The 16,014-nt window shown below is 69.4% G+C and carries 12 protein-coding genes and 4 pseudogenes; 7 read left to right on the top strand and 9 right to left on the bottom strand.

Annotated elements, in window-relative coordinates:
- Positions 1 to 17 precede the first annotated feature (17 nt).
- Positions 18 to 746: pseudogene (locus ACFP3V_RS01230) on the bottom strand (GlxA family transcriptional regulator); the annotation flags it as partial.
- Positions 747 to 860: 114 nt separating this feature from the next.
- Here ACFP3V_RS01230 and ACFP3V_RS01225 point away from each other — a divergent pair.
- From ACFP3V_RS01225 to ACFP3V_RS01205, 5 genes and pseudogenes are all read left to right on the top strand, one after another.
- Positions 861 to 1,076, top strand: a complete 216-nt coding sequence (locus ACFP3V_RS01225; protein WP_380578675.1) for a hypothetical protein — start codon at positions 861 to 863, stop codon at positions 1,074 to 1,076.
- A 124-nt stretch (positions 1,077 to 1,200) separates the two neighbouring features.
- Complete coding sequence (locus ACFP3V_RS01220; protein ID WP_380578673.1) at positions 1,201 to 1,332, top strand: hypothetical protein; 132 nt, start codon at positions 1,201 to 1,203, stop codon at positions 1,330 to 1,332.
- Positions 1,333 to 1,361: 29 nt separating this feature from the next.
- Positions 1,362 to 2,899 (top strand): annotated as a pseudogene (locus ACFP3V_RS01215) (ISL3 family transposase).
- 83 nt (positions 2,900 to 2,982) lie between these two features.
- Positions 2,983 to 3,606 (top strand): annotated as a pseudogene (locus tag ACFP3V_RS01210) (transposase); the annotation flags it as partial.
- Between the two features lie 492 nt (positions 3,607 to 4,098).
- On the top strand, positions 4,099 to 4,986 hold the full coding sequence (locus ACFP3V_RS01205; protein ID WP_380578671.1) for a heavy metal-binding domain-containing protein: 888 nt from the start codon (positions 4,099 to 4,101) through the stop codon (positions 4,984 to 4,986).
- Positions 4,987 to 5,088: 102 nt separating this feature from the next.
- On the opposite strand, the pseudogene ACFP3V_RS01200 reads toward ACFP3V_RS01205, so the two are convergent.
- Positions 5,089 to 6,553 (bottom strand): annotated as a pseudogene (locus tag ACFP3V_RS01200) (NF041680 family putative transposase).
- 187 nt (positions 6,554 to 6,740) lie between these two features.
- On the opposite strand from ACFP3V_RS01200, the gene ACFP3V_RS01195 reads away from it, so the two are divergent.
- Positions 6,741 to 7,615 (top strand): IS5 family transposase gene (locus ACFP3V_RS01195; RefSeq protein WP_380578669.1). Its coding sequence is split into 2 segments (ribosomal slippage): positions 6,741 to 7,122 and positions 7,122 to 7,615, totalling 876 coding nucleotides; the frame shifts between segments, so codons are not numbered across the junction.
- 9 nt (positions 7,616 to 7,624) lie between these two features.
- Here ACFP3V_RS01195 and ACFP3V_RS01190 read toward each other — a convergent pair.
- The 6 genes from ACFP3V_RS01190 to ACFP3V_RS01165 form a co-directional block, all read right to left on the bottom strand.
- Entirely contained in the window at positions 7,625 to 8,023 is a 399-nt protein-coding gene (locus tag ACFP3V_RS01190) for a hypothetical protein (protein ID WP_380578667.1), read from the bottom strand.
- A gap of 81 nt (positions 8,024 to 8,104) precedes the next feature.
- Positions 8,105 to 8,794 carry a GPR1/FUN34/YaaH family transporter gene (locus tag ACFP3V_RS01185; protein ID WP_380578665.1) on the bottom strand — a complete coding sequence of 230 codons (690 nt, stop codon included), beginning with the start codon at positions 8,792 to 8,794 and terminating at the stop codon, positions 8,105 to 8,107.
- Positions 8,795 to 9,331: 537 nt separating this feature from the next.
- Positions 9,332 to 9,778: a hypothetical protein gene (locus ACFP3V_RS01180; RefSeq protein WP_380578663.1), complete on the bottom strand. Its 447-nt coding sequence runs from the start codon at positions 9,776 to 9,778 to the stop codon at positions 9,332 to 9,334.
- Between the two features lie 56 nt (positions 9,779 to 9,834).
- On the bottom strand, positions 9,835 to 10,182 hold the full coding sequence (locus ACFP3V_RS01175; RefSeq protein ID WP_380578661.1) for a hypothetical protein: 348 nt from the start codon (positions 10,180 to 10,182) through the stop codon (positions 9,835 to 9,837).
- 380 nt (positions 10,183 to 10,562) lie between these two features.
- A complete protein-coding gene (locus ACFP3V_RS01170) occupies positions 10,563 to 11,885 on the bottom strand; it encodes a ligand-binding sensor domain-containing protein (RefSeq protein ID WP_380578659.1) in 1,323 nt (440 codons plus the stop codon).
- An 86-nt stretch (positions 11,886 to 11,971) separates the two neighbouring features.
- A complete protein-coding gene (locus ACFP3V_RS01165) occupies positions 11,972 to 12,454 on the bottom strand; it encodes a hypothetical protein (protein WP_380578657.1) in 483 nt (160 codons plus the stop codon).
- Positions 12,455 to 13,274: 820 nt separating this feature from the next.
- Between ACFP3V_RS01165 and ACFP3V_RS01160 the strand changes: the two genes are divergently transcribed.
- On the top strand, positions 13,275 to 15,620 hold the full coding sequence (locus tag ACFP3V_RS01160; protein ID WP_380578655.1) for an ATP-binding protein: 2,346 nt from the start codon (positions 13,275 to 13,277) through the stop codon (positions 15,618 to 15,620).
- Positions 15,621 to 15,706: 86 nt separating this feature from the next.
- Here ACFP3V_RS01160 and ACFP3V_RS01155 read toward each other — a convergent pair.
- On the bottom strand, positions 15,707 to 16,014 hold a 308-nt coding region (locus tag ACFP3V_RS01155), incomplete at its 5' end, for an integrase core domain-containing protein (protein ID WP_380578653.1).

Raw genomic sequence — 16,014 nt, 5'->3', positions numbered from 1 at the left:
GCCTGGGCCCTGGTCGGCTACTCCGCGCGCTCGCGCCGGGCGGCGGCGAAGCGGCGCTGGAAGGCCGCAGGCGTGAGGGACAGCTCCCGCGTGAACACCCAGCGCAGGCTCTCGTAGCTCGGGAAGCCGGCCAGGGAGGCGGCCTTGGTCGAGGTGTAGCCCTGGTCGAGGAGCGACTTGGCGATGTCGAAGCGGATCGACTCGACGTAGCGGGCCGGCGTGGTGCCCAGCTCCTCCCGGAACAGTCTGGTGAGGTGCCGGGTGCTGACATGGAGCCGCCCGGCCAGCTCTGTGAGCGAGTGGGTGCCCGCCGGATCGGCCGTGACCAGTTCGGCGACCTGCCGCAGCGCGGGCGAGCGCGGTGGGGGTCCCTGCAGCGGCGCGGAGAACTGCGACTGCCCGCCCGCGCGTTGGAGGTAGACGACCAGCGAGCGGGCCACCTCCCGGCTGACCTCCGGGCCGAGGTCCTCCTCGACCAGAGCCAGCGCGAGATCGATCCCCGCGGTGACACCGGCCGAGGTGTAGAGCGTGCCGTCGCGCACGTAGATGGCGTCCGCCTCGACGTGGGTCCGCGGGTGCCGGGCGGCGAGTTCGCTCGCGATCTTCCAGTGGGTGGTCGCCCGTCTGCCGTCCAGCAGGCCGGTGGCGGCGAGGACGAAGGCGCCGGAGCAGACCGACGCGACCCGGCCAGCCCGGGCTGCCAGGTCTTTGGCCGCGACGCGGCACACGCGTTCGTGAACGTTCCGGTACGGTGCTGTTCATCGACTCGTTCGAGCACTGCCAGTGGCTGGAGAGCCGATTGTGGCAGCGGTTCCTGCCCCAGGCAGCCCCGGGGGCACTGGTGGTGCTGGCTGGGCGGCTTGCCCCAGCCGCAGGGGACCGCCGACCCGGCGTGGGCAGGTCTGCTGCACGTGCGCGAGTTGTGGCCGCTCAGCGGTGGCGAGGCCGAAGCGTTGCTGGAGGCAGCATCGGTGCGGCCGGAGCGGCGGGACGCGGTGCTGCGTCTTGCCGGAGGCAACCCGCTGGCGCTGACCCTGGCGGCCGCAGCCGACTCCGCCGGGCGGGGTGGGCAGTGAGCGGACCCCGTCAGCGGAAGTGCTCCGCACGTTGGTGGCCGGGCTGGTCGGGGAGGTCTCACCGGCACACCGCCGAGCCCTTGAGGTAGCAGCGCAGGCTCACTCGACGACCGAGGAGTTGCTCGTGGCGGTACTCGCCGACCAGGACGCGTCGGGGCTGTTCCAGTGGTTGCGTGAGCTGCCGTTCGTCGAATCGACGCCGCTGGGCCTGTATCGGCCTGTCGCTGATTCGGCTCTGTCCCGTAATCGGTGGTGACGAAGTGTGACGGCGGTCGTTGGCATGATGTGCGCGATGTCAACGAGCTTGTGAGCGTGGTGTTTTCGGGGCTGTCGGCCCTGGTCATCGAGGGGGTGACAGACGAGGGCGAGGTCATCCGGGTGTCGGCGCGGACGCGGGACGATCCGGTGCCGTGCCCGGTGTGCGGGCGGCCGACGGGGCGGGTGCACGGTTTCCACGGCCGGGTGGTCGCGGATGTCCCGGTGGACGGGCGGCGGGTCGTGGCGTCGGTGCGGGTCCGGCGCCTGGTCTGCCCAGTGCTCGGCTGCCCACGGCAGACGTTCCGCGAGCAGGTTCCCGGCGTGGTGGAGCGCTACCAGCGCCGCACCCGGCGCCTGGCCGACCAACTCGGCGCGGTGGTAAAGGAGTTAGCGGGCCGGGCGGGCGCCCGCCTCTCCCGCGCGCTGACGTGCGCGATCTCCCGCTCGAGTGCCCTGCGCCTGCTCATGCGCCAGACACTGCCGCCGCTGCGGGTGCCGCGCGTGGTCGGCGTCGACGACTTCGCCCTCAAGCGCCGGCACCGCTACGCGACCGTGATCATCGACGCCGAAACCGGCGAGCGGATCGACGTCCTACCCGGCCGCACCGCCCCCGCCGTGGCAGCGTGGCTGCGCGAGCACCCCGGGGTCGAGTACGTCTGCCGGGACGGCTCCGGCTCCTACGGAGAGGCCATCCGCCAGGCCCTGCCCGAAGCGGTCCAGGTCAGCGACCGCTGGCACCTGTGGTCCAACCTGTGCGACAAGGTCCTGGCCGAGGTCCGCTCCCACGCCGCCCGCTGGGCCACGGCCGTGAACCCTGTCCGGCCCGGGGGCGTGCGCGAGCAGACCACCCGCGAACGCTGGAAACGAGTGCACGACCTGCTCGACCAGGGCGTCGGCCTGCGCGAATGCGCCCGCCGCCTCGACGTCGCGCTGAACACCGTCAAGCGGTACGCCCGCATGAACGAGCCCACCGGCGACCGCCGCGCGCCCCGCTACAAGCCCACGCTCGTCGACCCCTACCGCGACCACCTGCGCGCCCGCCGGGCGGAGGAACCCGCCGTCCCTGTCCTCCAACTCTTCCGGGAATCAAGGACTTGGGCTATACCGGGAGCCTCAACCTGCTCTACCGCTACATCACCCAGGGCCGCGCGGAAGGCGACAAACCGGTCACCGCCCCGAAACACTTCGCCCGCCTCCTGCTCTCCAATCCCGAGAACCTGCGCGACAAGGACACCGCACTCCTGCAGGAACTCACCCAGACCTGCCCCGAGATGGCCGAACTCGCCCTCCTCACCCGCGCGTTCGCCCGCCTACTGACCCCGGCCGACGGGAACGACGCCAAGCTCACCGACTGGATCACCACGGTCCGCGCCGCCGACCTTCCCCAGCTGCACTCCTTCGCGAACGGTCTCGAACTCGACCGCGCCGCCGTCAACGCCGGACTCACCCTCCCCTACAGCAACGGCCGCACCGAAGGCGTCAACACGCGCACCAAACGGATCATGAGACAGATGCACGGCAGAGCCGGATTCCCCCTCCTCCGCCACCGCATCCTCCTCCAATGATCACTACACAGCGTCACCACCGATTACGGGACAGAGCCGCTGATTCGGTGGTGACGGAGAGCATCATCGTGTGACGATGCGTCGTGCTTGATGCCAATGAGCTTGTGAACACGGTCTTTTCGGGACTCTCTCCGCTGGTCGTGGACAGCGTTTCGGGCGAGGACGAGCTGATCCGAGTCCGCGCTCGGACGCCGGGTGGCCCGGTCGCCTGCCCGACCTGCGGTGCCGAGAGCGAGTGAGTGCACAGTTACCACCGGCCGACCGTCGCGGACGTCGCCGCCGACGCACGCCGGGTCGTCGTGGTGGTCCAAGTCCGACGCCTGGTCCGCCCGACACGGGGCTGCCGCCAGACGTTCCGCGAACAGCTCCCCTGCGTCCTCGAGCGCTACCAGCGCCGCACGCCTCGGCTGTCCTCCCAGGTCAGTGCGGTGGTGCGCGAGCTGGCCGGGCGGGCCGGCGTGCGGGCGTTATCGGCCCTGGGAGTGCGCGTGTCGCGGCATACGGCCTTGCGCGTGCTGCTGCAGGTGCCCCTGGCGAAACGCGGACGCCGCGCGTGCTCGGGGTGGACGACTTCGCCCTGCACAAGAGCCGCAGCTACGCGACGATCCTGATCGACGCCGAGACCCGCGAGACAGCCAGGCCGACACCCTCGAAGCCTGGTGCGCGACCACCCTGGCGTGGAAAACGTGTGCCGCGACGGCTTTGCGCTCCTACGACACCGATCCTCCTGGGCTGACACCACCCTCGGCAACCACCGAATCAGCGACAGAGCCCAGCGACTTCGTGTAAGTCGCCTGGGATTACTGGACGTTGAGCGAGCGGGCCCGGCGCGCCCGTCCATGGTTGCCGCTATGAAGCGCCTGACCATCTTGATCGGCATCAGCCGCCCGCACAGCCTATGTCAGGCGGCACGTCCTGGTCGGCGACCTCTACCAGGCCATGAGCCAGAACCCACACGAACCGGTGCCTCGTCCTCTGGCCAGAGTGAAGCCCCGGGACATTGTTGAAGCCGGCCGGCTGCGCGTAGGGTTCTTGTGGGGTTGGGTAGGCCGAGAAGCAGATGCCGCAGCGGAGTTGGGCGTGGCGTGCGGGGGGCGGGGAGCGGGGGACGCATGACGGGGACATGGAACGGTGCTGGGCTGCCGCCGGTGGCCGCAGCGCGGGTCGCGGAGGCTCGGTATCGGGGTAGCTGGTCCTCGGTGTTGTCGACCGGCGAGTTCGCGGCGCTCAGATCTGTCGGCTTCGAGCCGGTCGGGCTGGTCATGGGGTCGGCCGTGTACCACGTCGCCTACTACGGGCCGTACGGGGATTGCTTCGACTGCCGGTATGCCGATGCCGGGCGTTACGGCCGCGGGTACTACCCGTCCGCGGTAGCACTCTCAGGCACCGGCGCCCCGTCGGCCGCTCTGGTGCAGGTGCTGGACACGGCGCGGCGCACCGCTATCGGCCGGATGGCCACCGAGTGCGCCGCTCTGGGCGGCGACGGCGTGGTGGCGGCGCAGCTGACGATGGTTCCGTTCCCGTCAGCGCCGAACTGCCTAGAGTTCAAGGTGATTGGGACCGCGGTACGGGCCGCCGGCCCCATCAGGCCCCGGTGGCCGTTCACCTCGCACCTGGACGGGTTGGGTTTCGCCAAGCTCGTCACGGCCGGCTGGGTTCCGGTGCAGCTGCTGGTCGGCATGTCCGTCGGGGTACGCCACGACGACTATCAGACCCTGCAGCAGAAGCGTTCGCGGGTCAACCGGGAGATGCACGGCTGGTCCGAGTTGATCCGCCGGGTCCGCGCCGACGCCCGGACGCAGCTCTCGCTCCAGGTCGCCGGATACGGCGCGGACGGCGTGATCCTGGCCGACGCCGCATTGCGCCACTGGGAGCAGCCCTGCCCGCGTGTACGAGGGGAGGAGGAACAGGTCGACCACATCACGGACTGCCTCATGATCGGCACGGCGATCGCCCGCTTCGCAGCCACACCGTCCGCAGCCGGCACGCTCTCCGTGCTGTCACTGAAAAGGGACGACAGTGACGGCGAAGCCGAGCGGCTGCGCCATCGACTGGCGCAGGCCGTGGCCGGCCGTCAGGCGCACTGACCAGACCGACCGGACCCGACGCGAGCCGACCGGACATCAGCATTCTCAGGGGGACGAGACAGATGAGCACTTTCGATCCTCGTCGGCGCTCTAGCTTGATCTTTAACCCTTGCGGCGGGGCCGTGGGGTTGTGACCTGGGCCTTCTTGCCTTTCGCGGCCCCTGTGCCGGGTTTGCGGACGGTGTGGACGTCGTAGCGCGGGGTTGGGGTGGTGTTCTTGCGTCCGGGTGGCCGGCCCGGGCCGGGGTGGGTCGATTTCGGTGCCCCGGCTGGGCAGGCGGCCATTGGGCGGAGGTGCCGAAATGAGCGGCGGACCCGGGCCGGGGTCAGGCGTGCGGCGGGGGCCGGGTTCTCCCAGGGGCGCCGTAGGTCGGCTGCCAGGGGCCGGGCCAGGCGGAGTTGGGTGTAGGCGGCCAGGATGAGCCAGGTCCAGCGGTCGGCCGCCTCCGGGGTGCGGATCTTCGGGCAGGTCCAGCCCAGCGTCTGCTTGAACAGCCGGAACGTGTGCTCGATGTCGAAGCGCCGTAGGAAGGCCTGCCAGAGTCGGTCGACGTCCGCCTCGGCGGCGGCGCCGCCCGAGCACCACAGCCACACCGGCTTCGGGGTCGCGCCGCTGGGCAGGTGGTCGACCTCGAGGAGGATCACCGTGCCCTCGATGACGGGCAGGGTGCCGTCCTGGACGGCCCAGGAGGAGCGGTGGGTCAGCCGCGGGTGCAGCCTGTTCCAGGCGCGTGCGGTCGTGGCGCCGTAGAGGCGGGTGTCCGGGGTGGTCATGGTGTCCGGAACGCCCCAGGTGGCCGGGTCACCGAGGACGAACTCGCCTCCATGGCGCGGTGGTCGTCCCCGGACCCCCTGCATACGGGGCGGAGCCGACCGGCGCAGTACGCGGTCCGAGCGCATGCGCACGATCACCTGGACCGGCAGGTCCGCGAGCAGGAACGCCGGCCTCGGGCCGTCGTACCCCGCGTCGGCGATCACCAGGATGTCGAGGTCCCCAGGGTGCCACTGGCCCGCAGCTATCAACCGGGTGACCAGTTCTCGCAGTTGGCAAGCCGTCGTCTGTGCGGCGTCGTCGCCGGGGGCGAGCCGTCGGGCGTCCAGCGGCGCCGTCCACGAGCTCCTGCCGGGCTCGAGGGCGGTGATGATCGAGTAGGGCCAGCCGGGAACGGGAATGTGCTGGTCCTTGCCGCGCCCGTAGGTGTGGCACAGGATCCGCTCGGGCGAGGTGTGGGCGTCCGGCCGTAGCCAGCAGGTGATGTCCACGGCGAGTACCAGCCGGCCGTCGAGGGCGCGGGGCAGCGGCACCGAGACCAGCGGCGCGCCGCAGCCGTTCGACGTCCACGCGGCCGCTCGCCAAGGCGTCGTAGAGACCGCCGTGGCCGCGGCGATGCTCGCCCACCAGCGACAGCTCCACCAGCGATCGCACCGGCCCGTCGGCACACAGCACCGCGTCCGCCAACTCGAACAACGCGTCCCCACGCCGGGTCAGGCACGCGTAGAACTCGCCTCGAAAGCATGACAGTTCGGCAAATGCGTCCGGTTCGGCATCACTGTGCAGCAGACTCACCCCCGCGGCCTTCGCAGCGATCGTGTGTGTTCCTTGGTCGGACCACAGGATCGAGCGAAGGCCGCGTCCACGTCGGCCACTTACCCGAACGAGCGAAACCAGCCGACCCACTGTTCGAACCGACGCTTAAAGATCAAGCTAGGGCCTGTTTCGAAAGTGGATCAAGGTCGTGCAATGATCAACTTCTGTGGCTCGGGGAGATCTGACAGACGCTCAGTGGGCGGTGCTGGAACCGTTGTTGCCGGTGGGCGTCAAGCCTGGTCGGCCGGCGGTACACGGCAAGCGGCAGTTGATCAACGGCATACGGTTCCGCACGCGTACCGGCATACCGTGGCGTGACCTGCCGGAACGCTACGGGCCGTGGGAGACGGTGTACGGGTTCTTCCGGCGCTGGCAGCGCAACGGCTCCTGGCACCGAATCTTCGAGCAGCTCCAGACCCGGACCCACGCGAAGGGCCTGATCACCTGGGATGTCTCGGTGGACTCGACGGTCGCCCGTGCCCACCAGCACGCGGCCGGCGCCCGCAAAAGGGGGATGCCCAGGTCGAGCCGCCCGGGGGCGTGTTCACCGAGCCCGACGACCACGGCCTCGGGCGTTCGCGCGGTGGACTGACCACCAAGATCCATCTGGCGGTCGAGCAGGCCCAGAGGCCGCTGTCCCTGGTCATCACCGCCGGGCAGCGCGGGGACTCTCCGCAGTTCCAGGTCGTCCTGGGCCGCATCCGGGTGCCCCGGCTCGGGTCGGGACGGCCGCGCACCAGGCCGGACAAGGTCCGCGCGGACAAGGCCTACGGCTCCCGCGCGAACCGCGCCTACCTGCGGCGACGTGGCATCCAGTGCACGATCCCGGAGAAGCGCGACCAGATCGCCAACCGTCACAAGCGCGGCTCCCACGGCGGCCGGCCCCCGAAGTTCGACAAGGACGACTACAAGGAGCGCCACGCGGTGGAGTGCGGGATCAACCGCCTCAAGCGTCACCGCGCGGTGGCCACCAGGTACGACAAGCTTGCCGTCCGCTACGAGGCGACCGTGCTGGTCGCGGCCATCAACGAGTGGCTGTGACCCAAGTCGCTACGGGAAGACGGGATTCCCGTCCTCGCCGATCCACGGATGCCGGTCCGGCTCCCGGCCGACGGCCTGCCAGACCGCGTGTGCCGCAGCGAACTTCACGTCGCCGGGGCCCGTGTCAGCTGGCGCCGTAACGATCTCGACGACAGAAACAAGCACTCCACGGGCCTCTTCGGGAAGGCGCATGAGCGCGTACCAAGCGCCTTCCCGTGCCTCTGCCTGGATCCGTTCATCACCGGCGCGGCTGGCGCACACCGCGGTGCCGTAGGACCGACGGCGCCACCCGAACACGTCGACGCCCATCCTGACGTCTGGCTCGCTGGCCACGGCTCCGTGCACGGTGACCTGGGCAAACCGTGCCCACCGACTTGTCTGGCGCTGCAGCCTGTACTTCCCCTCCACGGCCCCCATCCTCCCGCACACGCCCTTGATTTGGGGTCCGCAAAGATCACTTTCGAAACAGGCCCTAACCCACTGGGCCCGTCACAGCTCCCGGCGGACGCCCGGCTCCCGGCTGAGCAGGTCGGTTCTTCCGGCGCTGCTGCCCTGGGCGGCGATGGTGTTCCCACCCCAACGAAGGACGGGCAGCACCGTGCGGTGGCGTTGCCCCTCCAGTTCGAGGGCGAGCGCCGCGTACAGGGCGATCGCCGCGAGGACCACCCCAATCACCCCGGCAGCAGTCTTCCAGCCGCTGTCACTGGTGTACTGGTAAGCGCCCGTGACCAGGAACCGCAGGGCGGCGGTGAGCAGGACGGCACCCGGGACTCCTTTGGAGTTCACTGCGACCACGGCGGGGACGAGTAGAACCAGGCCCACCGCGAGCAGCAGGAGGCCGGCGGTGTCGCTCGTCGACCCCGGCGGGCTGCTGAGCGTGATCAGTCCGAGGGTCAGCCATGTCCCCGCCAGTACGCCCATCCCGGTCGCGGCTGCGGCGTCGCGGCACGGGAATCCGTACACGGCTGCGATCAGCTGGGCGGGGAAGGCGAAGGCGAGCATGACGAGAGCCACTTGGTGCGCCTGGCCGGCCGGTACCCAGCCCAGTTGCAGGCCGGACAGGACGAAGGTGGCCACAGCCAGGCCGAGGAATCCGAGGGGTAGCGGGGTGGCGAGCGGCCGCAGGAAGGTCCGCGGTTGGGGCGCAGAGGCGCCGGAGGGCGCCGGATCCGTGGTCATTCCGTGACTCCTTGGCGGACTTCAGGTTCCACGGCGGCTGTCCGCGGCTGTCGCGGCGAAACATCGGGGCGCTGCCGGCCGTCCCGACCAAGGCGTGCCAGGCGGCCTGCGCGCTGCGGAACGGAGGCAGCCGGTCGGCAGCCGTGCCGCCGGGTACCGGCTGACCTCGACGAACGGTAGTTCTCGGACGCGTCAGGGGTGCTCGGGTTTCTGGTCGGGAGGAACACCCCCGCCGCGGCCACCGCCCTGGTCACCCTTGTCCGTACCGTGCGGCCGCCCCGCGCGACCGGCTCCGCCTTCACGCGCTTTGCCCTCCGCGGCCTCCTGGACGGTCGAGCCCTTCTCGCTGCGGCGCAGCTCCGAGTTCTGGGGGGTGTTCCCACGGTGTTCTCCTTGCGTCACGGCTGTGTGCGGCATGACTGCGCCGACGTGGATGCGCAGCGGCTACCCGTGGCCGGCCGGGCGAACCGGCGTGGACGTGCGAGCCCCGTGGATCACTTGAGGCTGCCCGAATTTCCTCTTCATGTTCCCCCCTGCTCAGCTGTAGATGTACGCGCGCGCCGACTCGCCACCGTCCCAGTAGGTGGGGCTGGTGAACCAGGCGTGGAGAACGTAGGTATCCCACTGCCCGGGGCCCCAATCGATGTAGAGCGTGTCCCCGGGGCCCCAGGCGGTCTTACATTGCACGCCGGAGTGGATGAACGTGGAGCCGTCCGGGTTGACTCCCAGCAGCTGCTCGCACAAGGTGACGTATGTCCGGTTGCTGCCGGAGATGGTGACCTTGCCGGCCAGGCTGAATGGCCCGGTGATGACGAGGCAGGGCAGGACGGACAGTCCATCCGCCTGGACGGGGGCGTAGCGGCACCCGTTGCCGTCGAGCGTCACGCCTGCCGCTGCGGGTGAGGCGGTGCCGATCAGACCGGCGAGGACCAAGGCGGCTGCGATGGTGGTCCCGGTGAGCCTCTTCTTCAGGTTCGCTTTCAAGGTCTATGTCTCCTCTTGGGCTTGTTCGGAACGAGCGGTGTTCGTGGCCGGTCGGCTCAGTTGCAGACGCCGGAGACGGCGGACTGGGAGTTGTAGTCGTAGACGGTGGCGCAGATGGTGTGGCCGGGGCTGTCAGGCCACCAGCCGGAGCCGGCTCCCCAGGTGTCGGAGATCCGCCTGCCGTTGTCTGTCAGGACGAACTCGCATCCGGGGGAGGCAACCGTGGGGTTGAGTTCTTGTTCGTCGTGCCAGGCGCCGTTGACGAGGTGTAGTTCGATTTTCTGGTCAGCGGTGCAGTTCGCCGTCGTGATCCAGTGGTCGCCCTCGTTGGCGGCTGACGCGGGAACGGGTGAGGACAGGGCGAGGACGGCGCCGATGCCGGTTGCGGCGAGGCCTTCAATCATGGTTTTGCGGTGGGACAGCACGGGTGTGTCCTTCCGGAGTCGGGGCGGTGCATCGGCAGGCCGACCGTGACTGGCCGCCGTGCCGCTGGCGATCTTCAGGCTGTGGGGCTGGTGCCGCCTGCGTTGCTCACCGGGAGCACCGTGGTGACGCGCAAGCGGGCGCCGAGCGCAGCAGGACATTGGGGCTCCATCGTCAGTTCGACGTGGATGAGTTGGGCATGAGGTGACACGGAGGCGGCGCGGCTGCTAGCGACCCCGAGCGGCTCTGCGTAGTGCGACGGGTAGTCGTCGGCGGTGCTCGGGTCCGAGCCACCCTGTGGCCGGCTGTTCCGCGACCCGCAGGGCGGGTCGCGGAACAGTGGGCTTGCGGTGATCTCAGGTCAGGCGACGCCGAGCGCGAGGGGGTTGGCGTCGGCGGTGATGGTGGTGCCGTTGCCGGTGGCGAGCCACAGGGTGCCGTCGTTGGCTTTGAACGCGGTCTCGAAGTTGCCGTTGGCAAGGGTCACGATTTCAGGGCTCGCGCCGCTGGCGACGCCGAGCCTCATCGGGTTGCCGTCTGCGGTGATGGTGGTGCCGCTGCCGGTGGCCAGCCACAGGTAGCCGTCGTTCGCCTTGAAGGCCACTTCGAAGTTGCCGTTGGGAAGCGCGGCGAGGGACGGGCTGGAGCCGCTGTTGACGCCGAGCCTCATGGGGTTGGTGGCCGAGGTGACGGAGTCTCCGCTACCGGTCGCCAGCCACAAGGTCCCGTCGTTGGCGGTGAAGGCCACCTCCCAGCCGTCGTTGGGCAGGGCGATGATCGAGGGGCTCGTGCCGGCGGCCACACCCAGCAGGCCGGGCCTGGCCGCTGCGCTGATCGTCGCTCCGTTGCCGGTCGCGATCCACAGGTAGCCGTCGTTGCCCCGGAAGGCTGTGACTGAACTTCCGTCTGCGAGCGTGGCTGTGGAGGGCTTGGTCCCGGCGGAGACGCCCAGCGCAAGCGGGTTCGCGGCAGCGGAGATCGAGGCGCCGCCGCCGGTGGCCAGCCACAGGGTGCCGTCGCTGGCGCGGAAGCTCTTCTCGTATCCGGAGTTCCCGAGCGCGGCCAGGCCGCCGGAGTTGCTCAGGCCCTGGGACGCGGTGGTGTTCGCGACGTTCTTGTACCGCAGGGCGACGTAGCCGCTGGTCGGCCAGCCCTCCAGGGTAGAGTTGTTGATGTTGGCGGCCGTGGGGCCGTGGGTGGGGTCGGTCGGCTTGCTGTTCGCGTAGTAGGTGAAATCGCCGTTGGCCTTGTTGGTCCAGCTGTCGAACAGAAATATGTGCTGGTGGGGGTAGGCCATCGCGTCGCCGGTCTGCAGGTTGGTGAAGGCGCCGACGCCGGTGTCGTAGGTGGTGTTGGGGGTGCCGTCGGTGTTGGTGAAGGACGGGCCCCCGTCGGTGACGACGAGGCTCGTGCCCAGGTGCCAGGCCATGGACACGAAGCCGGAGCAGTCCTCGCGGTAGGTGGTGCCCTGCGGGTCCGGGGCGTAGGCGTTCTGGTTGTAGGGGACGTGGTTGTCCACCCAGGACTGGGCCCGGGTCATCATCTCGGTGGGGGTGATCGAGCCGCCGATGGAGCTGGCGGCGTGGGCGGTGGTCCCGGCGGCGAGGCTGGCCACGGACGTGGCGGCGGTCAGGGCGGTGAAGGCGGCGAGGCAGGCGAGTGCCTTGCGCGTGGTTGCGGCCATGGGCTTCTCCTTGAAGGAAGTCGGGTGTGGTGGGTGGTTGGTGGTCAGGTGTGGGACGGCGCCGAAGAAGTGGGGCCGGTCCCGGGTCACTGGAGGGCGTGCAGGCGGGTAGCCAGGGCGGTCAGGACTTGTTGGTCGCCGGCCAGGGTGGCCGAGTCGGTCTGGCCTGCGGTCGCGAGGTCGGCGTACTGCAGGACCGTCAACTGGTTGGCGTGCTGGACGAGGTAGACGTGGTGGGACTGCGGACCGGGCGCAGACATCCCTGAGACCGCGTTCCACTGGTACTGCCAGGCGCTGGCGCCGGTGGTGGTGGCGGTGCGGGCGACCGTCGCGTCGGCAGGCAGACCATGCTGGATTTGCAGGGCGCGCAGTGGGGCCTGGCAGGACTGCATGCCGGCGTCGGCCTGGGCCAGGGCGCGGGCCGCGTCGGCAGGGCTGGGGAAGGTGAAGGTGTCCTGGATCGCGGGGGTGTTCGCGGCGCTGGCCCATCCTTGCTGCACCCATCCGGTGGCGCCGGTGATGTCGGCGCACTCGTTGAGGCCGCTGCGGTGGCCGACGGGGCGCGACATCGGGGCGCCGAGCGACTTCCAGGACGCCTTGGCGTTGTTGGGCAGCTCGCGCGCCGCGAGAGAGGCCCCTGGCGGGAGGGAACGGGCCGGCTGGGCGGGCGGAGCGGCTGGATTGGCAGGGCGATCGCCAGCTGCTGCCGGGCCTGCTGCGGGCGCGGACGGCGTAGATGAGCTGGAGTGTGAGGTGGCATACGCCGCTGGTCCGGGGCTTGTGCCACTCGCCGTCAGCGCGAGCGCCCAGTGCGCGGTGGCGACACAGGCTGCCGCGAGGACAGGAGCTGCGGCGCTGACGAGCGTGCGTCGGCGAAGGGTGGGCATGACGCGTGGTCCCTTTCAGGGGCTAGGGGTAGCGGTGGGGCGCGGTGCTGCGGTGCCGCGACCGGTTGTCCGTCCGCAACGGCGCTTTCGCCGCGCCCAATCGGTGAGGTGCTCGGACAGGAGGTGCAGCCCCTTGGACTGCGGCCATACCCCTGGTGACAGTGACGGCATGGGACGAGGCGAGCACCTGCCCGAAGGCAGTGGAGCGCGCGGGGTTGGATGCCAAGCCGAGGGCCGGGGCGGCCAGGACGACGGGGAAAGCGAGTGCCGCCGTCAGGGCAGCTCTTGCCAGGGCGCTCAAAGCCGCGGGAACGCGTTGACTCGCACAGGGCTCCTTTCATGGGCCGGTGTTACGGCGCCGCCTCCGGCTTGGATCTGGTGTGGTCCGAAGCGGCAGGAACAGGCTGCTGTGCGAGCCTTGGTGGCGTCGTGTATCCCGCACGAATCCGCACACCCAGCCCCTAAACTCCCTGTCAGGGCCACGACTTCGCTGGGGGGAACAGTGAGCGAGCTGTATGGAGCCGCGCCCGAACCGGCTCAGGCTGTGGATCTGGCGGACTATGTCCGCCTTCTTGCTGAGCTGCGTGCCTGGGCGGGGATGCCGTCTTACCGGGTCCTGGCCAAACGGGTGGGTCCCCTGATGCGGCCGCCGAGGACGGTATCGCCGTCCACCCTCGTGGACGCCTTCAGGCCGGGCCGGCGGCGCCTGGATCTCGACTTGGTGGTGGCGATCGTCCGGGCATGCGGAATGGACGAGCCCGCCACTGCTCGCTGGCGCGAGGCGTTCCTGAAGGTGCACAGACTGGCCAAGAGCGGCGGCCCGGTCGGGGTTTTCGGTCAACTGCCCTCGGATCTGGCAACGTTCACCGGACGCCGTAAGGAACTCGCGGGTCTGATCGCGGACGCTACGAGGCATCCCAAAGGTGACCATGCGAACACGGTCGTGATCTCCGCGATCGAGGGCATGGCCGGGGTCGGCAAGACCCAGCTCGCGATCCACGCCGCGCACGAACTCCTCCGCGCTGGCCGCTTCACCGACACCCAGCTGAACGTGAACCTGCGTGGCTTCGACCCCGAACACCCGCCAGCAGACCCGTCCGCGGTGTTGGGGGCGTTCCTGCGACAGCTGGGGGTAGCAGCGCAGCAGATCCCCGAGAACCAGGAGGAGCGGGCGGCGATGTACCGCGACCGCCTCCGGGGCCGCAGCGCTATCGTCCTGCTGGACAACGCCGCCAGTGAGGACCAGGTCCGCGACCTGATTCCGGCCGGTCCGGACTGTCTGGTCCTGATCACCAGTCGGCGTAGCCTGGCCGGATTGGACGGGGCCACCCCGTATCTCCTCGATACTTTCTCGGAAACCGAGTCGCTGGACCTGCTCATACGGATCACGGGCCGCGATCGCGTGGCAGCCGAACGCGAGGCGGCGGCCCGCATCGTCGAGTGCTGCGACCACCTCCCGCTCGCAGTGGCACTCACGGCCGCACGGCTGCGCTCGCGCCCCGCCTGGTCCCTCGTTGCACTGGCCGACCAGCTGGAGGCGGGCCGGCTGGACGCGATCCGCGCGGGCGGGCGAGCGATCCGGCCCGTCCTTGACCTCTCCTACCGCGCGCTCCCTGACCCGGTGCAGCACATGTTCCGACTCTTGGGGGTCCACCCGGGCCCGGATCTCAGTGCCGAAGCAGCCGCTGCTTTGACTGGCCGCACGGTCACCCAGGCGCGTGAAACGCTGGAACTGCTTGTCGACGAGAACATGCTGCAGCAGCGGCTTCCGGGGCGCTACGAACTCCATGACTTGCTCCGCGCCCACGCCATCGAACTCGCCGCACAGGAGGAAGTGGCTACGGCGCTGGTGCGAGTCATAGTGTGGTACGCACACAGCGTCTTCAACGCCATGACTACGCTTCAAAAAGTCGTGGAACCCCCTGCAGTGCCGAGCGAAAGCAATCCGGCGACATTCGCATCCCATGACGCGGCGCTGGCATGGCTCACGGCCGAGGAGACCAACCTGGAGCACGTTCTCCAGGCTGCCGCCGAAGCCGGACAGCACAACACAACGTGGCAACTGGGGCGCACCCTAAGACGCATCTACTCCGAGCGCGGCAGAATCGCCGACAGCGCCAAGGTCAGCCAGGTGACCGTGGAAGCGGCCAGGAAAGCAGGGAACCGGCTTGCCGAGGGAAGGGCGCTGTTCGATCTGGCATGGGCTTACGGGGAACTGGAGCGCCGCCGGCCCAATCCCAATCTGGGCGAGGCCGAGACCCACGCGCGTCAGGCAGTCGACCTATGCGATGGAGCGGGCGACGTGCATGGCAAGGTACAAGCGCTGAACGGACTGGCCAGGATCCTCGGCTACCGCAATCAGCACGCCGAGGCGCTCCACTGCTACGAGGAGGCGTTGGCGATCTCCCAAGAGAGACGAGATCTCAAAGCCATCGGCACTTCGCACTGCAATATCGGCACCCTCCACTTCGTGCGAAACGACTACGACCTGGCCCTCGCCAGCTACCTCCGCTCCCTGGAGATCCTCGACGCCCTCGATTTTGACAGCTATGGGATCACCATGCTGATAGGCAACATCGCTGAGGTTTACCGCCTCACAGGGACGTACGACAAAGCCCTGAGCTACGAGTCGCGCCGACTCGCCCTGGCGCGTGCGTATGGGTACACCATGCAGGAAGCCGAAAGCCTGCTCGCCACCGGCGATATCCAGTCCTGCCTCGGGGACACCCCTGCGGCGCGAAAGTTCTGGGCCGAGTCAGCCACCCTCTACGAACAGCTCGGCGACCCTCGCAGCAGCGAGGCACGGCAACGCCTCTCGGCGAGTTGTCGAACTCCAGGGATCTACTGAATTTATGGGCGTGGTGTCGTCAGGGCGAGCCCGGTTCCGGTGAGGCCGAGCTTGCTCCGCTTTGACGGACACCGTTGGTGTGTTGGTCAAGCGGCGAGCGCGGCCTCGTAGGCGGCCGGGCTGCGGTAGCCGAGACTGCTGTGCAGCCTGCGTATGTTGTACCAGCCCTCGATCCACTCGAAGATTGCCGATCGGGCGGCCGCGCGGCTGGGCCACGGCCGTTCGCCGATCAGCTCGCGCTTGAGGGTGGCGAAGAACGACTCGGCGAGCGCGTTGTCCCAGCACTGCCCGGTCCGGCCGACCGACAAGCAGACACTGAACTGCCTTGCCAGATCAGCGAATTCACGGCTCGTGTACTGCTTGGGTTCAAGGAGTCGTTGCAACACCCCTGATC

It is taken from the genome of Streptacidiphilus monticola, assembly GCF_042658505.1.
In the GTDB taxonomy this organism is placed as follows: Bacteria; Actinomycetota; Actinomycetes; order Streptomycetales; family Streptomycetaceae; genus Streptacidiphilus; species Streptacidiphilus monticola.
This window is presented reverse-complemented; position numbering and strand designations above follow the sequence as displayed.